The following is a 19813-nucleotide window of genomic DNA, read 5'->3' on the forward strand; positions in this document are numbered from 1 at the left end:
GACTCCCAAACGATTAAACTCCAATCGCTTCCAGGAACAGCTCGCTATGCGCCTTGGTGAAGTCCATTTCACGCCGGGACCAATCGACACGCTCCTGAATTTCCGCGGCGTTTGTCGGGGGACCCTCGAAGGCATCAATTCGCTCACTCCAGAATGCGATGTTTTGCGACTGACGCTGGATCATCGCAGCCACGAGCCCCTGGCGATCCTGACGAGCCAAACCATACGCATCCGCAAGTACCCGCAACTGGGCAGCCTGCAGCTCGACAGAACCCCGTTCGGGTTTCGAGGAGACACACCAGGTCCAGGCCATATAGCCCACGTCCTCGAGAATCCCTCCAGGCGCGGCGAAATCGAAATCGATGAAGGCCACCGGCAGGCCGTTCCGAAAGACGGTGTTGTTCGGCCCGGGATCATGGTGACCGTGATCAGAAGACAAGCACTTGCTCCGAGTTTGCGCGACGCGCTCGTTCGATGCGATCCCGTCGCTACAGCCTCGGCGCCGCGTAGGACATGAAATACCTTTCGTCGGTTGAGCGATCTACTTTGAATCCGTTTCTCTCATAGAGTTGCCGGGCGGGGTTGACACGAAGAACACGCAAGCGGATCGGTTTCCCACTAGCGTGAGCACGCTCGATAACACGGCCTAGCAACAACGTACCAATGCCGCGCCTTTGATGACTCGGAAGTATATAGAGCTTTTCCAGCATCAAAGCGTCCGCCTCATCGATCAATGCGATGCAACCCATCTCGACTCCATCGCATTCAATGATCTGATGGATTTCCGGTCGAAAATTGCCCCGTGGTTCGGGTATCCAATTACCCCAGGTGCGTTCGGCGTATTCCCTCATGCACGTTTCCTGAACGACGCATAAGAAGTCCCAGTCGGACTCGTTGGCCGGGCGCAGCGTGACATTTAGCATGGGCATAGCTGTTCGGTGGTTTGTCTTGAACAGCCATTGTCAATGAATCAGGGCACAAGGTCGACAGGCCGAAATCGGCCAGGTTGACGCCCTCACCCACCATCGCATAGCATCGAAGCTAGCGGTGCAGGCCGCTTCCGGGTCCGCGGAAAGGGTTGAACCCACCTGTTGCAGTGCGTCAGATCTTTCCCCATCCTTTGTGCTGGCGGTATTGCGGACCTTCAGCCATCCAATGCACGAGGATCCGTCATGAACAAGCTGCCTCCCAAGGCCAATCTTGACCATCTGAAGAAGCAAGCGAAGGAGTTGTTGCGCCTTTACCGCAACGGCGACGCAGCAGCCATCGCGCGCTTCATCCATCATCTTCCCGCTGCTGCGCACCGTACCGAGAGTGAAGTAGTAGCGCTTCAACTTCGCCTGCACGATGCGCAATCCTGCATCGCCCGCGAGTATGGCTTTCCTTCCTGGGCAGAACTCAGCGTGCATGTCGAGGCAAGCGGCCTCGCGCATCACGAACAGGCTGTGCTGATACGCCGCTGGCTTGGCCTCGCCTACGGCGGCGACGTCACCGGTACCTATCTCGCAGCACGCCCACGCGTCGCCGTTCAACTGCTGCACAACCACCCCGACCTTATCGCAACCGACGCCTACGTCGCCTGCGCAGCGGGCCATCTCGAGACAGTGTCCCGGACCATGACAGCCGATCCCGATTGGCTCCACCGCGCAGGCGGACCGCTGAACCTGCCGCCGCTTGTCGCCGTAACCCACTCGTGCCTGGGACAACTGCCGGAGTTCACCACTCAGCTACGCGAATGCGCGCAACATCTCCTGCAAGCCGGAGCCAATCCCAACCAGCATATCGGCAACCGGTTACCGCCGACTTCGCTCGCAACCCCCGACGAGATGGAGCCGCTATCCGCCCTCTACGGCGCCGCTGGCGTGATCCGCGATCCGGCGCTCACCGAGCTGCTTCTGAAGGCCGGCGCCGACCCCAACGACGGTGAATCGCTCTATCACTCGCTGGAAAACCCGGACTGCACGCGCTTGCTGCTCCGCCACGGCGCGCGCGTTGCCGGTACGAATGCATTACGGCGAGCGCTCGATATGCCGGACCCCACCGCCCTCGAACTGCTGCTGGCTCATGGCGGCGACGCTAACGAGCCGGCCGGAGAAGGACCCACGAAAACCTGGGGAGCGCCGTTGCTGCGTGCGATCGCTGTGCGCAGATCGCCTCGCCATATTGCCGCACTGCTGGCGGCCGGTGCCGATCCCAAAGCACAGACAGCGGACGGCGTCAGTGCCTGGCGGCTAGCGACGCAGGTCGGCCTACCGGAGGTCGTAGCGCTCCTTCGCACCTACGGAGCGGAGGAGAAGCTCACCGCGGACGATGAGTTCGTGGCGGCTTGCGCCCGCGCCGACGCGAGCGAGGCGCGACGCATTCAGGCACGACATCCCGACCTGCCAGGCTCACTGCCGGAGGACCGGCTTCGGCTACTGCCCGACACCGCAGCTTGGGGATCCCGTGCTGCGGTCAAGGTCATGGTCGAACTCGGCTGGCCCATCGATGCGCGTGGAGGCGACTGGGACGCCTCAGCGCTCAACCACGCCGTCTTCAGTGGCGACGCGGAACTAGCGGCGTTTCTGCTCGCTCATGGCGCGAGCTGGCGTGAGACGCAAGGCTTCGGAGACAACGTCCTCGGTACGCTGTCCTGGGCCTCCGTCAACGAGCCAACCGGGCCGGAGAATCCCGACTGGACCGGTTGCGCTCGCGCGCTCATGGCTCACGGACTGCCCAAGGTGGAACAGGATCCGTCAAACCCGCAACGGTTGCTCATCGAAGGCCGGCCCACGCGGTTTTCCGAGGAAGTGACGGAAGTCTTACTGGCCGGCGGCGGCGTAACCGCTAAATAGTTCGTAGAACTACCATCCATATTTGAGTTCGGTTCCAACGTAATCGGCGTTCCGGCCACCAAGGTTACGGATGGAATCGCCCACCTGGAAATGCACAGCTTCGACCGAACCGACCAGGTTGGAGGCAATGGTCCAATCGGCTCGAAGCTGTACATACATGCCGGTCCATAAGCTTCCATGGCCCGCCGTGCCCGGCACCACCGCATTGCCTTGCTGATAAACGGCATCCCCTGTCGTCTCGCGCCACTGGAATCCCAGCGCGCCGAGCAAGGTCAGGCGGCTGGATGGTTTGAGCGTAATCGACGGCTTGATATGCACGAGATTCGAGTATCCGGTGTACCCCGCCAGGGTGAAGTAATAGCCGTTCGGGAACAACGGATTGAAGGTCTCGACACGGCCGTCGCCCGGATGCCGGTCGCCGGACGCGGCGTCGATCTGAAGGCCGAGCCGTGGTGACCACGCCGTGTCAAACGTGTAGCCGGCCAGCGAACCCACGGCCCAGGCGCCAATCGTATCCACACCGACATGCCCTGACTGATACATCGACTCGACATCCCAGTCGGCACGGCCGGTCTTGCCGGTGTACCGGAGGTCGTAGATATCGCGGTGCTCGGTGCCGGAAGCATCAAGGAAACTGGCGTGAGTCCGGTTGTAGCGCGAATAGTAGCCGGAGAGATCGCCGGGCCCTGTCTCCTGATGCTCGAAGCGCACGCCGCTAAACGTGAGGCGGCGGTTCGAGACGTCGTCGAACGTCGACACGTCGCGGTTTTGCACCGGCTGGGTTGCGTAACCTATGAAACGCCACTTCCGGAACTCGTAGTCTGCCCAGATTCCGTCGAACGCCTGGCGTACGTTCGGACCATCGCGCACCGCGATAAAGCGCTGCAAGTCAAACGCCATCTCCTGACGCCCCACTCTGACCTTCACGGTGCCGCCTCCAAGCGGACTCACCCATGCGGCAAACGCCTGCTCGAGATCGAGCGGATTCTTATCGACGGGTGAAACGTTGTCCTTGCCATAGGCTCGTGCGTCTTCCAATTGAACGAAGAACTGCCAATGCTGATCGATATGCGCATCGGCATTCACCTCCGCACGCTGGATCAGATAGGTATTCGAATGCCCCGCTCCAATACCAAAGAGCGGCGCATCGTTGACTTCGACACGTTCCCGCAGATTGGCGCCCAGCGACAACCATGAGCCGGGGCTCCCGAGCGGGATGTACTTGAGGCCATCCAGCGGTTCGGCCGGCACGCATGGGTTCGCCAGAACCGACCAATCTTCCTGCCATCGATTGAAGTTGACCGCCGGCCTTTTGACCGTACATGCGGGTACGACATCCGACGCAGCGGGGCCGGCCGAATCGGCGATCGCACTATCGCTCAATCCGAGCGCAAAGCCTACCGTCAGAATGAGCCGAACGATGGGTTCAATAGCGTCAGTACGCCGGAGACGTCGTTTCAGCCGCAACGCCACGGATCGCCCTCCCAGGACCGCCACAGAGCCAAACGTGTCCACGTAGCCGGTATTCTCCGCCGGCACATTACCTTCGGACTGCATAATTTTCCTGAGACGAGACAGCACGCTTTAATTCCGGCCTGAACACACTCGCCGACCGTGCCATGAGCGGCAGTAGCGTGCGTTCAGGCTCCGGTTCTGCCTATTGCGTCAACGCGTGGATCTCAGCGATGTAACCGCCGGGGAACTGCACCAGGGCCGCTTCGCGCTTGTCGGACGAGAATGCCGGCACCAATACCGTTACCCCTGCGGCCTGCGCCTTTTGCAGCGTACCGGCCAGGTCGCTAACCTCGTAGCCCGTCATTTCGCGGCCGAACGGATAGGGCAAATGCCCATCTGTTACCAGCACGGTCATGTTTCCGAAACCCGACGTGAGACGAATGCGGCGATAGGTATCGTCCGGCCGGCCGATTTCGACACCCGGAGCCTTGCGATCGTCCGAGACCACCTTGCCATGCGAAAACGCCAGGAAGTTGCGCACCAACGCATCGGCTCGCTCGGGCGACACATAGACGCGGTTCTCCGGAACCGTCTCCAGCGCGTCATATTTGGGCGGTTTGGTATGCCAGTACAACTGCATGTGCACGCCGCCGGGCCACTCGACAATCACGTCGCGGCCGATCGGATCGGGAAAGGTTGCGACCGTCACGTCCGCGCCATGCGCCTTGGCGGACTTGACCGCGGCGTCCATGTCGGTCACCAGGTAGCCCGTACGCTCGTCACCGAACGGATAAGGAATCGGCGTCTTGAAGCCGAACACCGACAGCGTGCCGGCGGGCGTAAAGACGAGCTGCGACATGGTCTGGCTCGGCGTAGGCGTCACCTGGAACACGCCCTGCGGCGATTTGTGGCCGCCGAATGTCGCCACAAGGCTGTCGGTGAATTTGTCGAAATCCTCCGGCGCCACGTAGACGTGCGTGGTGTCGTATTGAGGACCGACCGAGAGATCCGGACTGGCCGGCTGTCCAGCTGAAGCCGGCAACGCTCCCGCAAACAGACCGGCGGCCAGCATGGTCAGAACGACGGAACAAAGCTTGCGCATAGTGATGAAGTCCTTTCGAAGTGGATTCTACAAACGGTCGCTTCCGGAGCGTTGCTTACTGCTTACCGTCCACGTTGCCATGGCGAATGCAGCGATCAGCCCAAGATGCTCAAAAAAATTGTTCAAGGCAATGAAGCGTGCTTGTCCCGCGAGATTCCAGAAGTCATTTGCGACATACATCGCGACAGCGGTCAGGCATCCAAGCCCGCCTGCACCGAACCAGACCCAACGATTCGCGATCACACAGGCCGATCCGAACAATTCGACGAGGATCGCCAGCACGGCCCATAGCGCACCCGGATGCAGTCCAAAATGTTCCTGCTCCATGACCGCTCCATGAAAATTCACGAGCTTTGTCACGCCACCGATCAAGTAGGCCGATACCAGCGCAAGGCGCAGCAGCGGCAGCATCCATGGCTGGTCGAGAAGCGCCGCCACCCATGGCGGATTGTCACTCATGCCTCTATGCTGCCGCACCGCAGAGCGTTGCATACGCCATCCTTTGTCTCGACTACGTGCATTCTGTTTAGTGCAGCGATAGTATGGGAGCTTCCAGAACCGACAAATAGAAGGAATGGAATTTCATCCATTCCAGAATCTTCATGCAGACACTTCCCGACTTTGAAGCCTGGGCCATTTTTGCCCGCGTTGTAGAAACAGGTTCATTCGCCAAAGCGGCGGAGTCGTTGGGTATGTCGCAGCCCACCGTCTCGAAGGCCATCGCCCGGCTTGAACAACGCTTAGGCACACCCCTCCTGTATCGCACATCGCGCAGGCTTTCGTTGGCGCCTCTCGGCGAGATCGCCCACGACCGCGCTCGAAGGCTCTTGAACGAAGCTGAAGCCATGGAGGCCGAAGCATCCGCACAAGCCCTATCGCCACAAGGGTTGGTCAGGATTGCCGCACCCATGTCGTTCGGCCTGAAGTACCTCGCCCCTTTGCTGCCCGGATTTCTCGACCGCTATCCGCAAATCGACGTCGACATTTCCCTCGGCGATCACATGATCGACGTGGTGGCCGGCGGATTCGACATGGCGATACGCATCGCCGAGCTTGAAGACTCATCGCTGCGCTATCGCAGACTATGCGCCGTACGACGTCCTTTGGTCGCCACCCCGGGCTATCTCGAGCGGCACGGACGCCCCAGTCATCCCCGCGATCTGAACCAGCACACCTGTCTGCTTTACACCAATCTGCCCACGCCGGAGACATGGAAATTCCGTCACAAGTCGGGCGAGGAATACGCCGCATCGGTACGAGGCCGCATGCGGAGCAACAACGCGGAATTGATCGTCCCGGCGTTGCTCAACGGACAGGGCCTTGCACTGCAACCGGACTTCATCGTATGGGACGCGATCGAACGCGGCGAGCTGGAAGAGGTATTGCCCGAGTGGCAGATTGCCAGCATCAACGTGAATCTTCTTACGCCGCCCGGAGTTCTGAGACCGGCAAGGGTAACCGTGCTGCTCGATTACCTGACCGAGCAACTCTCGAGCACCCCGTGGGCCACCGGCGTTCCCGCCTCCGCCGATGCGATCTAGACCTGAACTTCAGACGATTTCAGCGAAAGCGAAAGCTTGCGGCCTTCACCTTCGCTCTCGTCACGCACCCGGAATAGCGTTTCGTATTTCAGGCTAAGCGGGCTTACTTCGCGGCGGGAACCGGCGCGAGCACAACGGACGGCGTCGCCGTGCGTTGCGGCGCCTTGTGGACCATGGTGTAAGCGTAATCGACACCCATGCCATACGCACCCGAATGCTCCTTGACGAGTTGCATCACCGCGTCGTACGTCTCGTGGCGGGCCCAGTCGCGCTGCCATTCGAGCACGACCTGTTGCCAGCTCATCGGCACGGCGCCCGCCTGCACCATGCGCTGCATCGCGTAGTCATGCGCGTCCTTCGAAGTACCGCCCGAAGCATCGCCCACCATGTAGATCTCGTAGCCGCCCTCGAGCATCGCCGACAAAGCGAACGTGGTGTTGCACACCTCCGTCCACAGCCCCGCCACAATCACCTTCTTGCGACCGTGCCCAGCCAGCGCGTCCCTGACCTTCTGGTCGTCCCAGGAGTTCATCGAGGTCCGTTCGAGCACCTTTTCGCCGGGAAACACGTCGAGTAGTTCGGGGTATGTGTAGCCCGAGAAGCTCTCGCTCTCGACCGTCGTGATGGTCGTCGGGATGTTGAACACCTTCGCCGCCTTCGCGAGCCCCACGACGTTGTTCTTCAGCGCCTGACGATCGATCGACTGCACGCCGAATGCCATCTGCGGTTGTTGATCGATAAAGATCAACTGCGAATTCTGCGGTGTCAGTACTTCAAGCTTAGGATTGCTCATGAGTCATTTCGTCCATGAATCGAGAAAGTAAAGGCCGCACCGCCTTCGTGCGGCACCGGTCAGGCAAGCACTGAGGCGTTCATTTGACACGGAAAACCCGTCGATTGACATAGAAGAAATGGAATGGATGACTTTCCGGAATTGCCGTCGATATCTTTTTCTCTTCATCGCAGAATGCTCCGGACTCGCTTCGCAATCCGATCGATCCCGATGGCTGCCTTGCGTGTCGTCACGTCCAGGCTGCGCGCAGGTTCGCGCTGCCTTGCGGCGTAAGCATCGTCTAGCTGCACCTAGCTGCCCTCCACCATGGTGAGTCGATGAAACCCTACCTTTTCTCCCTGCTCGCAGGCCTGCTCGTCGGCGTGATCTACAGCCTGATGAATGTCCGTTCGCCCGCGCCGCCGTTGATCGCACTAGTCGGGCTGTTGGGCATCCTCGCGGGCGAACAGCTCTTGCCGGTCGCCAAACAGGTTCTCTCCGGCAGCGCATTTCATACCGCGTGGAACGAGTCGAAATGCAGCCAACACATGTTCGGCTCGCTGCCTGGACGCAATAGCGGCGCCCCATCGGACGTCGCTGCCACTCACTCACCGGATAAACGCTCATGAACCAATCTGCCGGCAAGACACCCGATGTGATCCTCCATCATGGCCGCTTTACGACGCTGGACCGTAGCCAACCCGAAGCCAGCGCCGTCGCCATCCGCGCAGGCGTGTTCATCGCCGTGGGCAGCGATGCCGAGATCCTCCCGCTTGCGGGCTCCACGACCCAGTTGATCGACTTGCAGGGCCAACGTGCGCTACCCGGCTTGATCGACAATCATTTGCACCTCATTCGCGGCGGCCTGAACTACAACATGGAGTTGCGCTGGGACGGCGTGCCCTCGCTGGCCACCGCCATGCAGATGCTGCGCGAGCAGGTTGCCATCACACCGGCGCCGCAATGGGTTCGCGTGGTCGGCGGTTTCACCGAGCATCAGTTCGCCGAAAAGAGACTGCCGACCATCGAGGAGCTGAATGCAGCCGCGCCGGACACGCCGGTCTTCATCCTGCACCTGTACGATCGCGCGCTGCTCAATGCGGCGGCCTTGCGGGTGGTCGGCTATACGAAGGACACGCCGCCCCCGCCCGGCGGCGAGATCGTTCGGGACTCCGCGGGTAATCCGACGGGTTTGCTGCTCGCCAAACCCAACGCCAGCATCCTGTACGCCACGCTGGCGAAGGGGCCGAAACTGCCTGTCGAGTACCAGGAGAATTCGACGCGTCATTTCATGCGCGAGCTGAATCGCCTGGGCGTGACCGGCGTCATCGATGCCGGAGGCGGCTCCCAGAATTTTCCCGAGGACTACGCTGTCGTCGAAAAACTTGCCGCGGAGAACCAACTGACGGTCCGCATTGCGTACAACCTGTTCACGCAAAAGCCAAAGGGCGAGAAGCAAGACTTCGTGAATTGGACCCAGTCGACGCAGTACGCCGATGGCACCGATTATTTCCGGCACAACGGCGCGGGCGAGATGCTGGTGTTCTCGGCGGCGGACTTCGAAGACTTCCGCGTGCCACGGCCCGAGTTGAGTCCCGATATGGAAGGCGAACTGGAAGACGTGGTTCGCGTGCTCGCCCAGAACCGCTGGCCGTGGCGCATGCACGCCACCTACGACGAAACCATCGCGCGCTCGCTCGACGTGTTCGAGAAGGTGAATCGCGATGTGCCGTTAGCGGGCCTGAACTGGTTCTTCGACCATGCGGAGACCATCAGCGATCGATCGATTGATCGCATTGCGGCGTTGGGCGGAGGTATTGCGGTACAACATCGCATGGCCTATCAAGGCGAGTACTTCGTCGAGCAATACGGTGCCGAGGCGGCCGAGGCAACGCCACCTGTTGCGCGCATGCTCGAAAAAGGCGTGAAGGTATCGGCCGGTACGGATGCCACCCGTGTGGCCTCGTACAACCCGTGGATCGCACTGGCCTGGCTCGTCACGGGCAAAACGCTTGCCGGTCTGCGCCTCTATCCGCAACGCAATTGCCTTGATCGCGAAACCGCGCTGCGCATGTGGACGGAGTACGTCACCTGGTTTTCTAACGAGGAAGGCAAGAAAGGCCGGATTGCCGTCGGGCAGCTTGCCGATCTGATCGTGCCGGATCGCGACTATCTGACTTGCCCCGAAGCCGACATTGCCGACACGACCTCGCTTCTCACCATGGTGGGCGGCAAGATCGTCTACGGCGCCGGCCCGTTCTCGCACTACGATGCGCCCATCCCGCCGGCCATGCCGGACTGGTCGCCGACGCGCCGCTATGGCGGCTACGCCGGCTGGGGCATGACACAACGCAGCGGCGACCATCCCGAGGGCGTGCCCCTGCAGATGGCCGCGCAATGCGGCTGCGCGAGCGCGTGCGGCGTCCACGGTCACGCGCATGCGCGAGCGTGGTCCGGCAATGCGCCGACGTCGGACCTCAAGGGCTTCTGGGGCGCGCTCGGCTGCGCCTGCTGGGCGATATAAACCGCGTGCCGTCGTTGTTGTCGTATCTTCGTCGTGCGTGCCGGGTAGGGTTACGATAGTCTTCCCTTCCCTACCCTCGACAGGACTCTGCAATGACCCGACTCGCATCCCTGCTGGCCACCGCAGGAATGTACGTGCTGACCGGCCTCGCGCCGGCCGGCGCCGCGACAATGGAACCGGCTTCCGCGCAGGCAGCCGATTTCACTGAGCACGACTTTCACTTTTCCGACGGCGCCACGCTGCCGGACATTCGCATCCACTACGTCACCTTGGGCACGCCGCGGCGCGATGCGCACGGCGAGATCGACAACGCCGTGTTGCTGATGCACGGCACCACCGGCACCGGCAAAGCTTTCCTCGCACCGGCGATGCAGCGCGAACTGTTCGCCCCGGGCCAGCCGCTCGACACGAGCCGGTACTTTGTCGTCATCCCCGATGGCCTGGGCCGGGGCGGTTCGAGCAAGCCGAGCGACGGCCTGCATGCGCGATTCCCGCATTACGGCTATGGCGACGTCGTCGAAGCGAACCATCGCCTGCTCGTCGAAGGGCTGCACATTCATCATCTGCGCCTCGTGCTCGGCACGTCGATGGGCGGCATGCAGACCTGGATGTGGGGTGAGCGCTATCCGGAGATGGCAGATGCGTTGATGCCCATCGCCAGCCAACCGATCGCGATGGCTGGGCGCAACTGGCTCTGGCGGCAGATGATCGTCGGCGCGATTCGCAACGACCCGGGCTGGCAGGGCGGCGACTATGCCGTGCCGCCCACCCAATGGACCCGCGTGATGCCCATTTTCACGATCATCACCAACAACCCGGCCCGCATGCAAAGCGATGCGCCCAATCGCGACGCGGCCACGCACCTGTACGACACGCTCGTCGACGACGCCGGGAAGAACGACGCCAACGACGTCCTGTACTGGTTCGAATCGTCGTGGGACTACAACCCCGCGCCGGAGTTGTCGAAGATTCGCGCGCGGCTCTTTGCCGTCAATTTTGCCGACGACCTGATCAACGCCGCCGACCTCGGTGTCATGCAGCAGGCAATGAAGACTGTGCCGAACGGCGCGTTCGTGGAAATTCCGGAGACTGTGCAATCGTACGGCCATCAAACCCTCGCTCACCCTGAAGTGTGGAAGCCCTACCTGGTGCAGTTGCTGAGCGATACGGCGAAGGCACGCTGACCCGACAGCGCCGGCATCGCCATCCTGTGGCGTGCCGGCGCAAGCGATCGGGCGGCACGTTGCGGGACCCATCGCCGGTCCTGCAAGTAACGGCCCGTAAGACGACTACCGCGCTGTTTCCAGTGCCTCGGGCGGCTCAAGTCCCCCTCTTCCCCTTCATATTCCCGCTCCATTGCCGTAAACCCCAATAAACCCGCGTGCTTTCCAGGCGCGTCGCTTTCCTGTTCCGCTTGCTGCGCCTTGAGGCATCCATGTTTTCGAACATCACGATCCGCGCCCGTCTCGCCCTTGCGATGGGTTTTCTCGGCTTGCTCATGGCGATTGGCGCCGCGCTTGGCGTGGCCGGCATCGCCCTGAGTAACGCCGATCAGAAGAAGCTGTACTCCAACCAACTCGCGTCGGCCATTGCCATCGGCAAGTTCGATTTTTTCTATGCTCGCGGCCGACTGGTACTCGACCGGATCGCAGCGCAACCTGATCGCCCGGATATCGCGAACCTCGAAGCGCGTGCCCGCGAGCAATTCGCGATCGGCGATAAAGCCTGGCAGACCTATCGCGCGTTGCCTGCCGAACCGCAAGAGCAACAACTGGCCGAAGCGGTCGAAGCCAAGCGGACGCTTGCGATGGATGGACCCGTCGCCCAGGTGTTTGCGGCGATCGACCGGCGCGACACCGCGCAACTCGCCGATCTGATCTCGAACAAGATGACGGCGCCATTCAACGAGATCACGGACCGTTCCGAGGAGCTCGACAAGATGCAGGCGGAGCAGGCGCGCAGCCTGTACGAAGCGGCGCAGGACCGCTTTCACGCGATTCTCGCCATCGCCGCCGTCGGTCTTCTGATCGGGCTCGCGATGGCCGCTTTCGCATGGCACGCCCTGCGTAAATCGATTGCCGGCCCGCTCGATGAAGCCATGCATCACTTCCGCGCCATTGCCGACGGCGACCTTAGCCGGCCTGTCGAGATACGCTCGCGCGACGAAATGGGCCAGATGATGGAAGACCTGCGTCTGATGCAGTCACGCTTAAGGGACGCCATGGTCTCGGTACGCGACGGCGCGCAATCTATTTCCACGGCGACCGCGCAGATCTCGGCAGGCAACACCGATTTGTCGCAGCGCACCGAAGAACAGGCCGCGTCGCTGGAAGAAACCGCCTCGAGCATGGCGGAGCTGACTTCGACCGTCCGCCAGAACGCCGACAACGCGCGTCAGGCGAGCGATCTCGCGCGCGTCGCCGTGGGCGTGGCGCACGACGGCAGCGAAGTCGTCGCAAAGGTCGTGACGACGATGGACGAAATCAACGCGAGCTCGAAGCAGATTTCCGACATCATTGGCGTGATCGAGGGTATCGCCTTCCAGACCAATATCCTCGCGTTGAACGCCGCCGTCGAAGCGGCGCGAGCGGGCGAACAAGGCCGCGGCTTTGCGGTGGTGGCGGGCGAAGTGCGTACGCTGGCGCAACGCAGCGCCTCGGCGGCCAAGGAAATCAAAACGCTGATCAGCGAATCGGTCGACCGCGTGGGCAATGGCACCGAGCTGGTGGGTCGAGCGGGAAAGACGATGACGGAGATCAACGACGCGGTGCATCGCGTGACCGACATCATGGCTGAGATTGCGGCGGCGTCCGAAGAACAGAGCGACGGCATCGAGCAGGTCAACAAGGCCGTCTCGCAGATGGATGAAGTCACGCAGCGCAATGCCGCGCTTGTCGAGCAGGCCGCGGCCGCAGCGGTCTCGTTGGAAGAACAGGCCGCGCGCATGAGCGAAGTGGTCGGCGTGTTCCAGTTGCCCGCGAATTAAGGCCTGCGTTTGCCGCGACTCCGATTAGGCAGACCGCCTAGCGTGTCGGGCCTCGCATGCGCTCGATCTGATCGTTGAGCCTCGCGACCGAATTGTCGAGAAACGCGACTCGGGCATCGAGGCGTGAAAGAAGCAGCGTCCCAATCAGAATCACCAGCGCGAACAGAGTCACGGCGTCAGCGAGCCACTGAGGCTTCACGCCGTGCGCTGCGCCACAAACCGATCCAATGGGGAAATTCGCCGCGGCCATGCCGGTGTAATGCATGCCGGCGATGGCAATGCCCATGACACAGGCCGCGCCAATGCGCTTGCGCATCACATGGTCCTGATGCGCGCCGCGCAGGGTATGCGCGACCCACAGTGCCGCCGTGGAGGCTGCGATAGCAATGAGAATGGACGCAGCAAAGATGCGTGGTTCGTAGCGAATCGCGGGCTGCATCAGCATCGCGGCCATTCCCATGTAATGCATGCCGGCGATGCCCAAACCCATCAGAACGCCACCCGCGAGCAACCAGGGCAGCTTCAAACGTTCACGCGTGACGACATGCAACGCAAACCAGGACACGAGTACGGCGATCACGAGCGAATAACAGGTGATGGCGGGATCGTAGCCAAGCGGAATGCTTAGCGAGAACGAGAGCATGCCGATGAAGTGCATCGACCAGATACCGATGCCCATGGCCAACGCGCCGGCCGCCAGCCATATGTGGCGGGCGCGAGCGTAAGCCAGTATGGAAAGCCGGTCCGCGAGATCAATTGCCGTGAAAGAGGCAAGCGTCGCGACAATAAGGGAAATGGCGACCAACCCGGGGTTGTAGGTGCTTGGCATCTCTCGGCGGCTTTTTTACAAAAGCTCGATTAGTGGTGGGTAACAGCCTCGTAGAGATGAAGGTAAAGCAGAGTTGGTTTCCGAGCAAGGCGATTGAGCCGCGCTCTCGCGAATCGACGCCTGGTAAGGAGGAGGTCGGGCAGGTTGATGCCGAATGCATCAATCTTTGACGATGTCGTGCCCGCTTCAGGCCTGCGTGCTGATCATGCCGGTCGTCGTGCCGGATGCGAGCATCAGTTGTGCGAGCTCGCCGGTCGCGACGTCGATAGCGGAGCTGATGGTCGTGGCTTCGTTTTGCAGGGACGTCGTTCTAGCGGCCTGCTGGCTGGCTCGCGACTGATCCGCCGTCGATTGGGTCGAATCGCCGGCTGTCGCGGCAGTGCCGTGCTGTCCCGCGCCGCTTGCCGGAGCTGAACCCGCGGACGATGCGCCCCCAGACTGCGCCAACTGCGCTTGCACCGACGCGAGCTGAGCCTTCAGCGACTTGATCAATTGTTCGAGCTGCTGCTCCTGAACGCTGCTGGTGCTCGAACTGCTGCTGCCGCCTCCGCCACCACCGCCACCTCCCCCGCCGCCGCCGCCGCCGCCGCCGCCGCTGGGTGTCGCACTCGTCGTGGACGAACCGCTGCCTGACGTGCTCGAAGAAGACGAAGACGTCGACCCGGCGCTGGTCGTGCCCGACTGCGAATCGGAGGCGGTAGACGTGGAACCGGACGCCGATGACGCGGACTTCGAGCCGGACGCCGCCGTGCCGTTCGACGCGGCGTCAGTCGTGCCTGAAGCGGTTCCGCTGCCGGTGGTCTGCCATGCGGTTACGCTGGTGGTGCTTGTGATCTGCATCAGCGCACATCCTTTTTATAGATTGATTCGACGAAAACGCGCCATCCTCGCATGGCGCCTCATCTTGGATAACGGCAGACTTCCTGTGATTCTTTAGCGGTTTTTTAGTGATTCTTTCACGCGTCACGCGTCCTTCCGGCGCTATGCCACCGCTTTCAGCACGTCGCTCAGGTCGATACCGTTCTTGGCCGCGGTCATCTGATCGTCCGGCGTCGGGCCCTCGCGCGTGAGGTCGACGAGTGCCTGATTGAGATTCACATAGGGCCGCATACGGTGTTCATAGGCGGCAAAAGCCTGCGCAGGACGATCCCAGTTTCGCAACAGTTCATAAACGAGCACACAGGCACCGACTAGCGCGAGGCTCGTACCTTGACCCGAGAAAGGCGATGCGCAGTGCGCAGCGTCGCCGGCAAGCACGACCCGGCCGTTCGACCACGACGGCATGCGGATCTGTGCGAGCTCGTTGAAGTAAAACTGATCGGTTGTACTCATCGCATCGACGAATTGAGGAAACGTGCCCTTCAGATGCGCGCATTGCTCGGCCACCATGCGCTTTTGTGTTTCGACATCGCCTCGGGACACTGCGGATTCAGGCGCCGCGAAACCCACCCCAATCCGCAATTCGCGCTTGTCGTAGCTGGGGTAGATCACGTAGCCCACGCCGTCCTGGCGATGGCCGAGTTGCCAATCGGTCAGATCGATCAGGTTAGGCGTCGAAAAAAGAGCAAGCACCACGCCCAACGGAAAGACAACCGAGGCTTCATCCGCGAACCACTGCTTGCGGACATTGGAGTAGATGCCGTCAGCGCCGATCACCAGATCGAATGCTCTCTTCACGCCCGTGGCGAAAGTGACCGCCACACCATCGCCTTGATCATCGATGGCGGCGACGCTGTCGTCGTAGATGAATTCAACGCGGTCGCTTATCGCACCCATCAGAAGCTCGCACAGATCGTCGCGAAAGATTTCGATGTCTTCGCTGTCCAGGCGGCCGGCGCTGAAGGTGCGCTCTTCGGTACGTTCCAGCTCGTTGCCGTCGGCATCGAGCATCGACATGCCCTTAAGCCGCGTGCGCAACGCGCGGGCATCGTCCAGCAAGCCCATTACGTTGACGACATCGAGCGCGACGCCGCGGATATCCACGGCTTGCCCGCCGCGACGAAACGCCGGAGCGCGCTCGACCAGCGTCGTAGCCACGCCCGCGCGATCCAGCCAGTAAGCCACGGCCAGACCCGCAACCCCTGCGCCGGAGATCAGTACCTTGCCATTCATCATGAGCCTCGTCTCTATCGTCGAAACAGGAATAATATGAGCCACGCTCATGTTTTGAAACTCGCGTTCCGCGGCCTTGGAATCGGCGACAAAGTCTATGAATAATCAAACACTTAACCGACGCAACCCGCGGCAAGCCCGATCTCAACACAAGGTCGAACTCATGTTGGAGGCGGCCATGCAGTTGCTCGAGACCGGTGACATCGCCTCGCTGACGACCAATGCCGTGGCGGCGAAAGCCGGTGTGAGTATCGGCACGCTTTACCAGTACTTCGGCAGCAAGCACGCATTGCTCGACGCCCTGGTGACGCGCGAGCTCGGCGCCATGACAGACAAGATCGTCGATTCGATGCAGCGCGCAACGCCCACGGCGCCTGGCGACCCGATTCGTGAAATCGTCCGTGCCGTGACGGCCTCGTATGGCGGGCGAAACCGCGTTCATCGCCTGTTGATGGAGCATTCGTCGACGAGCAACGCGCAAGGGGGACGCCTCGCACCGTTCTACGCGCGGCTACTTGAAATTTCAACTGCAGATGAAGTTGCGATGCCTGATGGGCACACTCGCAAACCCACCGAAGCCGAGGCGTTTGTGCTGACCTTTGCTGTGACGGGCGTGCTGCGTATGCTGGCGGCGAGCGCCGATCCACCGCCGTTGCAAGAGGTGGAAGATGCGCTTGTGCGGCTGGTGACAGGCTTTACTGCGCAGCGCTCGACACCAGAGAACCCGGCATATTGATCGCTGCGGCCCTGCGCATGACTGCGGCAGGGCCGTTCGGTCTTACTTGCGCTTCAGTTGCGAGAGATCGCGCACCGCGCCACGGTCGGCCGAGGTCGCCAGCGCCGCGTAGGCCTGCAACGCTTGCGACACCACGCGTTCACGATTCACCGGCATCCACGCGTCGGCTCCGCGTGCCTCCATGGCTTCGCGACGGCGTGCCAGGGCCTCGTCCGACACCACCAGGTGCATCTTGCGGTTAGGAATGTCGATCTCGATCACGTCACCCTCTTCCACCAGGCCGATCGTGCCGCCTTCCGCCGCTTCCGGCGACGCATGCCCGATCACCAGGCCCGACGAACCGCCGGAGAAGCGGCCATCGGTAAACAGCGCGCAAGACTTGCCGAGTCCCTTGGACTTCAGATACGACGTGGGATACAGCATTTCCTGCATGCCGGGGCCGCCCTTCGGGCCTTCGTAACGGATCACCACCACGTCGCCCGCCACGACCTTGTCGCCCAGAATGGCTTCGACGGCGTCGTCCTGGCTCTCGAAGACGCGTGCGCGGCCCGAGAAGACCCACTGCGATTCGTCGACACCCGCGGTCTTGACGATGCAGCCCTTCTCCGCAAGGTTGCCGTACAGCACAGCAAGGCCACCGTCTTTCGAATACGCGTTCTGCTTGCTGCGGATACAACCGGACTTGCGGTCGGTATCGAGCGACGCGAAGGTGGCTTCCTGGCTGAATGCGACGGTGGTCGGAATCCCGCCCGGCGCCGCACGGAAGAGCTTCTGCGCTTCTTCGCCCGCATCACCGGCGACGTCCCATTTGGCAATCGCCTCACCCAGCGTGCCGCTATGCACGTTGCCGCACGACAGGTCGAGCAGTTCCGCACGGGCCAGCTCGCCGAGAATGCCGGGGATGCCGCCGGCGCGATGCACGTCTTCGATATGGAATTTATCGGTTGCGGGCGCAACCTTGCACAGGCACGGCACTTTGCGCGAGATGCGATCGATGTCGGACATCGTGAAATCGACGCCACCTTCCTGCGCAGCGGCCAGCAAGTGCAGCACGGTGTTGGTCGAACCGCCCATGGCCACGTCGAGCGCCATGGCGTTCTCGAAGGCCTGCTTGCTGGCGATGTTGCGCGGCAGGACCGACGCGTCGTCTTCCTGATAGTAACGGCGGCACAGATCCACCACCAGACGGCCAGCCTGTTCGAACAGCCCCTTGCGCCATGCATGCGTAGCGACGATCGTGCCGTTGCCCGGCAACGCCAGGCCGATTGCCTCGGTCAGGCAATTCATCGAATTCGCGGTGAACATGCCCGAGCAGGAACCGCACGTCGGGCAGGCGCTGCGCTCGATTTCCGCGACTTCGGCGTCGCTGACTCTGGAGTCGCCCGCCTTGATCATGGCGTCGATCAGGTCGATCTTGGCGATCACCTGGCCGTCGGTTGGCGACTTGACCTTACCCGCTTCCATCGGACCGCCGGACACGAAGACCACGGGGATGTTCAGGCGCATCGCGGCCATCAGCATGCCCGGGGTGATCTTGTCGCAATTGGAGATGCAGACCATGGCGTCGGCGCAGTGCGCGTTGACCATGTATTCCACCGAGTCGGCAATCAGTTCGCGCGACGGCAGCGAATACAGCATGCCGCCGTGGCCCATGGCGATGCCGTCGTCGACCGCGATGGTGTTGAATTCCTTGGCGACGCCGCCGGCTGCTTCGATTTCCTTCGCGACCAGCGCGCCCAGATCGCGCAGATGCACATGGCCCGGCACGAACTGGGTGAACGAGTTCACCACCGCAATGATGGGCTTGCCGAAATCGCCGTCCTTCATGCCGGTGGCGCGCCACAAGGCGCGGGCGCCGGCCATGTTGCGGCCGTGCGTCGAAGTTCGCGATCGATAGTCAGGCATCTGTGTCCTCTGTATTGGGGTCGTCGAATTGGAATGGTGCCCAGGCCCGCCATGCACCGTTGGGGACGGCGACGGCATACCGGTCGCCCGCAGGCGAAGGTGCGCATGACGCGCGGTGTACTGGGAATGTACGAAGTGTGCGAGAGGGCCGGTAAGACGTCCAATATATTTTTCTGACTGAATTAGGTCGGAAAAGATATTAGTTGGCGGCGAGGCAGCGCTATCGATGATGGGCTAGCGCCGAAGGGGGTGACGGCCGCCCTTCGGCTTTTGGAGCGAGCGCGACGCTGTGGATGTCGACGGAACGCTCGGATTACTGAATCAAAACCGGTTCGCCGACTTTCCTGTTTTCTCGAGTTTATCGACAGGCTGCGAGAATTTTAGCAGCACGTTCTGCAACAGCGGAACGGAATAGGTTCCGTCGCTTTCTTTGGACATCACCACCGCCCCTTCGGTCGGAGCTTTCAAATCGGTGAGCACGCCACTCGGTTTCTGATCATAGTCGCTATATACAAGTGAATAGCCTTGATTCGAATTATCCACACAAGAAATGGTCTTTATCGACAAAACGGCTTTATTCGACGACGGATCAAAATCTGTTGCATACCCTAGAAAACGACATTCGCCGCCGTCGAAGGTGAAGTCAGAGCTGGCCGGCTTAAACGGACTGACGGAAACGAGCGCAAAGAAAGAGTTTTTCTTGTCCAAAGGGGAACTCACGGTTGGCCGAACATAAAACTTGGCCACCACTTCCGTGGCACTTGGCACAGTGAACTTGGCCCCCTCCATCTTTGCCATCGTGATGGCGCGCCGTAAATTATCCTTCTCGCTCACGGGAACAGAAAGCTCAGAGGGCTCCTGATGAGTCGGTAGTACGCTCCAGATCGATGCAGCACCCGCACCCACGGTAAAAATCGCGGTAAAGACCCAGCCCATCCATTGGCGGTCATGATCTGCACAAAAAAATCGCCAATTCCCTCGCCGGGCACATCGACGCAGGTTGGCGGTACGGCCGCA

Annotated in this window: 18 protein-coding genes and 1 pseudogene; 8 read left to right on the forward strand and 11 right to left on the reverse strand. The window is 61.5% G+C overall.

All coding sequences use genetic code 11. From position 1 onward, the window contains the following. Nucleotides 1–13: 13 nt before the first annotated feature. Together P3T42_RS27085 and P3T42_RS27090 are read right to left on the reverse strand one after the other, a co-directional pair. Nucleotides 14–439, reverse strand: a complete 426-nt coding sequence (locus P3T42_RS27085) for a phosphotransferase (RefSeq protein ID WP_429307745.1) — start codon at nt 437–439, stop codon at nt 14–16. Nucleotides 440–488: 49 nt separating this feature from the next. Beyond that, the gene (locus P3T42_RS27090; RefSeq protein ID WP_429307746.1) at nt 489–923 is read right to left on the reverse strand and encodes a GNAT family N-acetyltransferase; all 435 of its coding nucleotides are present in this window, start codon (nt 921–923) and stop codon (nt 489–491) included. A gap of 249 nt (nt 924–1172) precedes the next feature. On the opposite strand from P3T42_RS27090, the gene P3T42_RS27095 reads away from it, so the two are divergent. Continuing rightward, entirely contained in the window at nt 1173–2834 is a 1662-nt protein-coding gene (locus P3T42_RS27095) for an ankyrin repeat domain-containing protein (protein WP_429307747.1), read from the forward strand. Nucleotides 2835–2843: 9 nt separating this feature from the next. On the opposite strand, the gene P3T42_RS27100 is transcribed toward P3T42_RS27095, so the two are convergent. The 3 genes from P3T42_RS27100 to P3T42_RS27110 all read right to left on the reverse strand — a co-directional run bounded on the left by P3T42_RS27100 (nt 2844) and on the right by P3T42_RS27110 (nt 5850). Continuing rightward, nucleotides 2844–4391 (reverse strand): alginate export family protein, encoded by a 1548-nt coding sequence (locus P3T42_RS27100; protein WP_429307748.1) that lies wholly within the window; start codon nt 4389–4391, stop codon nt 2844–2846. A gap of 100 nt (nt 4392–4491) precedes the next feature. After that, the gene (locus P3T42_RS27105; protein ID WP_429307749.1) at nt 4492–5391 is read right to left on the reverse strand and encodes a glyoxalase; all 900 of its coding nucleotides are present in this window, start codon (nt 5389–5391) and stop codon (nt 4492–4494) included. Between the two features lie 27 nt (nt 5392–5418). After that, a complete protein-coding gene (locus P3T42_RS27110; protein ID WP_429307750.1) occupies nt 5419–5850 on the reverse strand; it encodes a DoxX family protein in 432 nt (143 codons plus the stop codon). A gap of 143 nt (nt 5851–5993) precedes the next feature. On the opposite strand from P3T42_RS27110, the gene P3T42_RS27115 reads away from it, so the two are divergent. Continuing rightward, the gene (locus P3T42_RS27115; RefSeq protein WP_074293781.1) at nt 5994–6932 is read left to right on the forward strand and encodes a LysR family transcriptional regulator; all 939 of its coding nucleotides are present in this window, start codon (nt 5994–5996) and stop codon (nt 6930–6932) included. Between the two features lie 103 nt (nt 6933–7035). Here P3T42_RS27115 and P3T42_RS27120 read toward each other — a convergent pair whose 3' ends face one another. Further along, nucleotides 7036–7725, reverse strand: a complete 690-nt coding sequence (locus tag P3T42_RS27120; RefSeq protein WP_429307751.1) for a hydrolase — start codon at nt 7723–7725, stop codon at nt 7036–7038. Between the two features lie 317 nt (nt 7726–8042). On the opposite strand from P3T42_RS27120, the gene P3T42_RS27125 reads away from it, so the two are divergent. From P3T42_RS27125 to P3T42_RS27140, 4 genes are all read left to right on the forward strand, one after another. Then, nucleotides 8043–8333, forward strand: coding sequence for a XapX domain-containing protein (locus P3T42_RS27125; RefSeq protein WP_429307752.1), 291 nt, complete (start codon nt 8043–8045; stop codon nt 8331–8333). Further along, entirely contained in the window at nt 8330–10228 is a 1899-nt protein-coding gene (locus P3T42_RS27130; RefSeq protein ID WP_429307753.1) for an amidohydrolase, read from the forward strand. The genes P3T42_RS27125 and P3T42_RS27130 overlap by 4 nt, the downstream gene beginning before the upstream one ends. Nucleotides 10229–10356: 128 nt before the next feature. Next, the gene (locus P3T42_RS27135) at nt 10357–11412 is read left to right on the forward strand and encodes an alpha/beta fold hydrolase (RefSeq protein ID WP_429307826.1); all 1056 of its coding nucleotides are present in this window, start codon (nt 10357–10359) and stop codon (nt 11410–11412) included. 251 nt (nt 11413–11663) lie between these two features. Beyond that, nucleotides 11664–13214: a methyl-accepting chemotaxis protein gene (locus tag P3T42_RS27140; protein ID WP_429307754.1), complete on the forward strand. Its 1551-nt coding sequence runs from the start codon at nt 11664–11666 to the stop codon at nt 13212–13214. A gap of 20 nt (nt 13215–13234) precedes the next feature. Here P3T42_RS27140 and P3T42_RS27145 read toward each other — a convergent pair. After that, a pseudogene (locus tag P3T42_RS27145) lies at nt 13235–14043 on the reverse strand (MHYT domain-containing protein); the annotation flags it as partial. A 186-nt stretch (nt 14044–14229) separates the two neighbouring features. Next, entirely contained in the window at nt 14230–14535 is a 306-nt protein-coding gene (locus tag P3T42_RS27150; protein WP_429307755.1) for a hypothetical protein, read from the reverse strand. 31 nt (nt 14536–14566) lie between these two features. Here P3T42_RS27150 and P3T42_RS27155 point away from each other — a divergent pair, with 31 nt between their 5' ends. Next, nucleotides 14567–14980 (forward strand): hypothetical protein, encoded by a 414-nt coding sequence (locus P3T42_RS27155; protein WP_429307756.1) that lies wholly within the window; start codon nt 14567–14569, stop codon nt 14978–14980. Nucleotides 14981–15024: 44 nt separating this feature from the next. On the opposite strand, the gene P3T42_RS27160 is transcribed toward P3T42_RS27155, so the two are convergent. Continuing rightward, nucleotides 15025–16158, reverse strand: a complete 1134-nt coding sequence (locus tag P3T42_RS27160; RefSeq protein ID WP_429307757.1) for an FAD-dependent oxidoreductase — start codon at nt 16156–16158, stop codon at nt 15025–15027. A 73-nt stretch (nt 16159–16231) separates the two neighbouring features. On the opposite strand from P3T42_RS27160, the gene P3T42_RS27165 reads away from it, so the two are divergent. Next, complete coding sequence (locus P3T42_RS27165; protein ID WP_429307758.1) at nt 16232–16891, forward strand: TetR/AcrR family transcriptional regulator; 660 nt, start codon at nt 16232–16234, stop codon at nt 16889–16891. A gap of 42 nt (nt 16892–16933) precedes the next feature. On the opposite strand, the gene ilvD is transcribed toward P3T42_RS27165, so the two are convergent. Beyond that, nucleotides 16934–18796, reverse strand: a complete 1863-nt coding sequence (ilvD, locus tag P3T42_RS27170) for a dihydroxy-acid dehydratase (RefSeq protein WP_429307759.1) — start codon at nt 18794–18796, stop codon at nt 16934–16936. A 321-nt stretch (nt 18797–19117) separates the two neighbouring features. Beyond that, nucleotides 19118–19732 carry a hypothetical protein gene (locus P3T42_RS27175; protein WP_429307760.1) on the reverse strand — a complete coding sequence of 205 codons (615 nt, stop codon included), beginning with the start codon at nt 19730–19732 and terminating at the stop codon, nt 19118–19120. Nucleotides 19733–19813 lie beyond the last annotated feature (81 nt).

It is taken from the genome of Paraburkholderia sp. GAS38 (assembly GCF_050434965.1).
Classification (GTDB): domain Bacteria; phylum Pseudomonadota; class Gammaproteobacteria; order Burkholderiales; family Burkholderiaceae; genus Paraburkholderia; species Paraburkholderia phenazinium_A.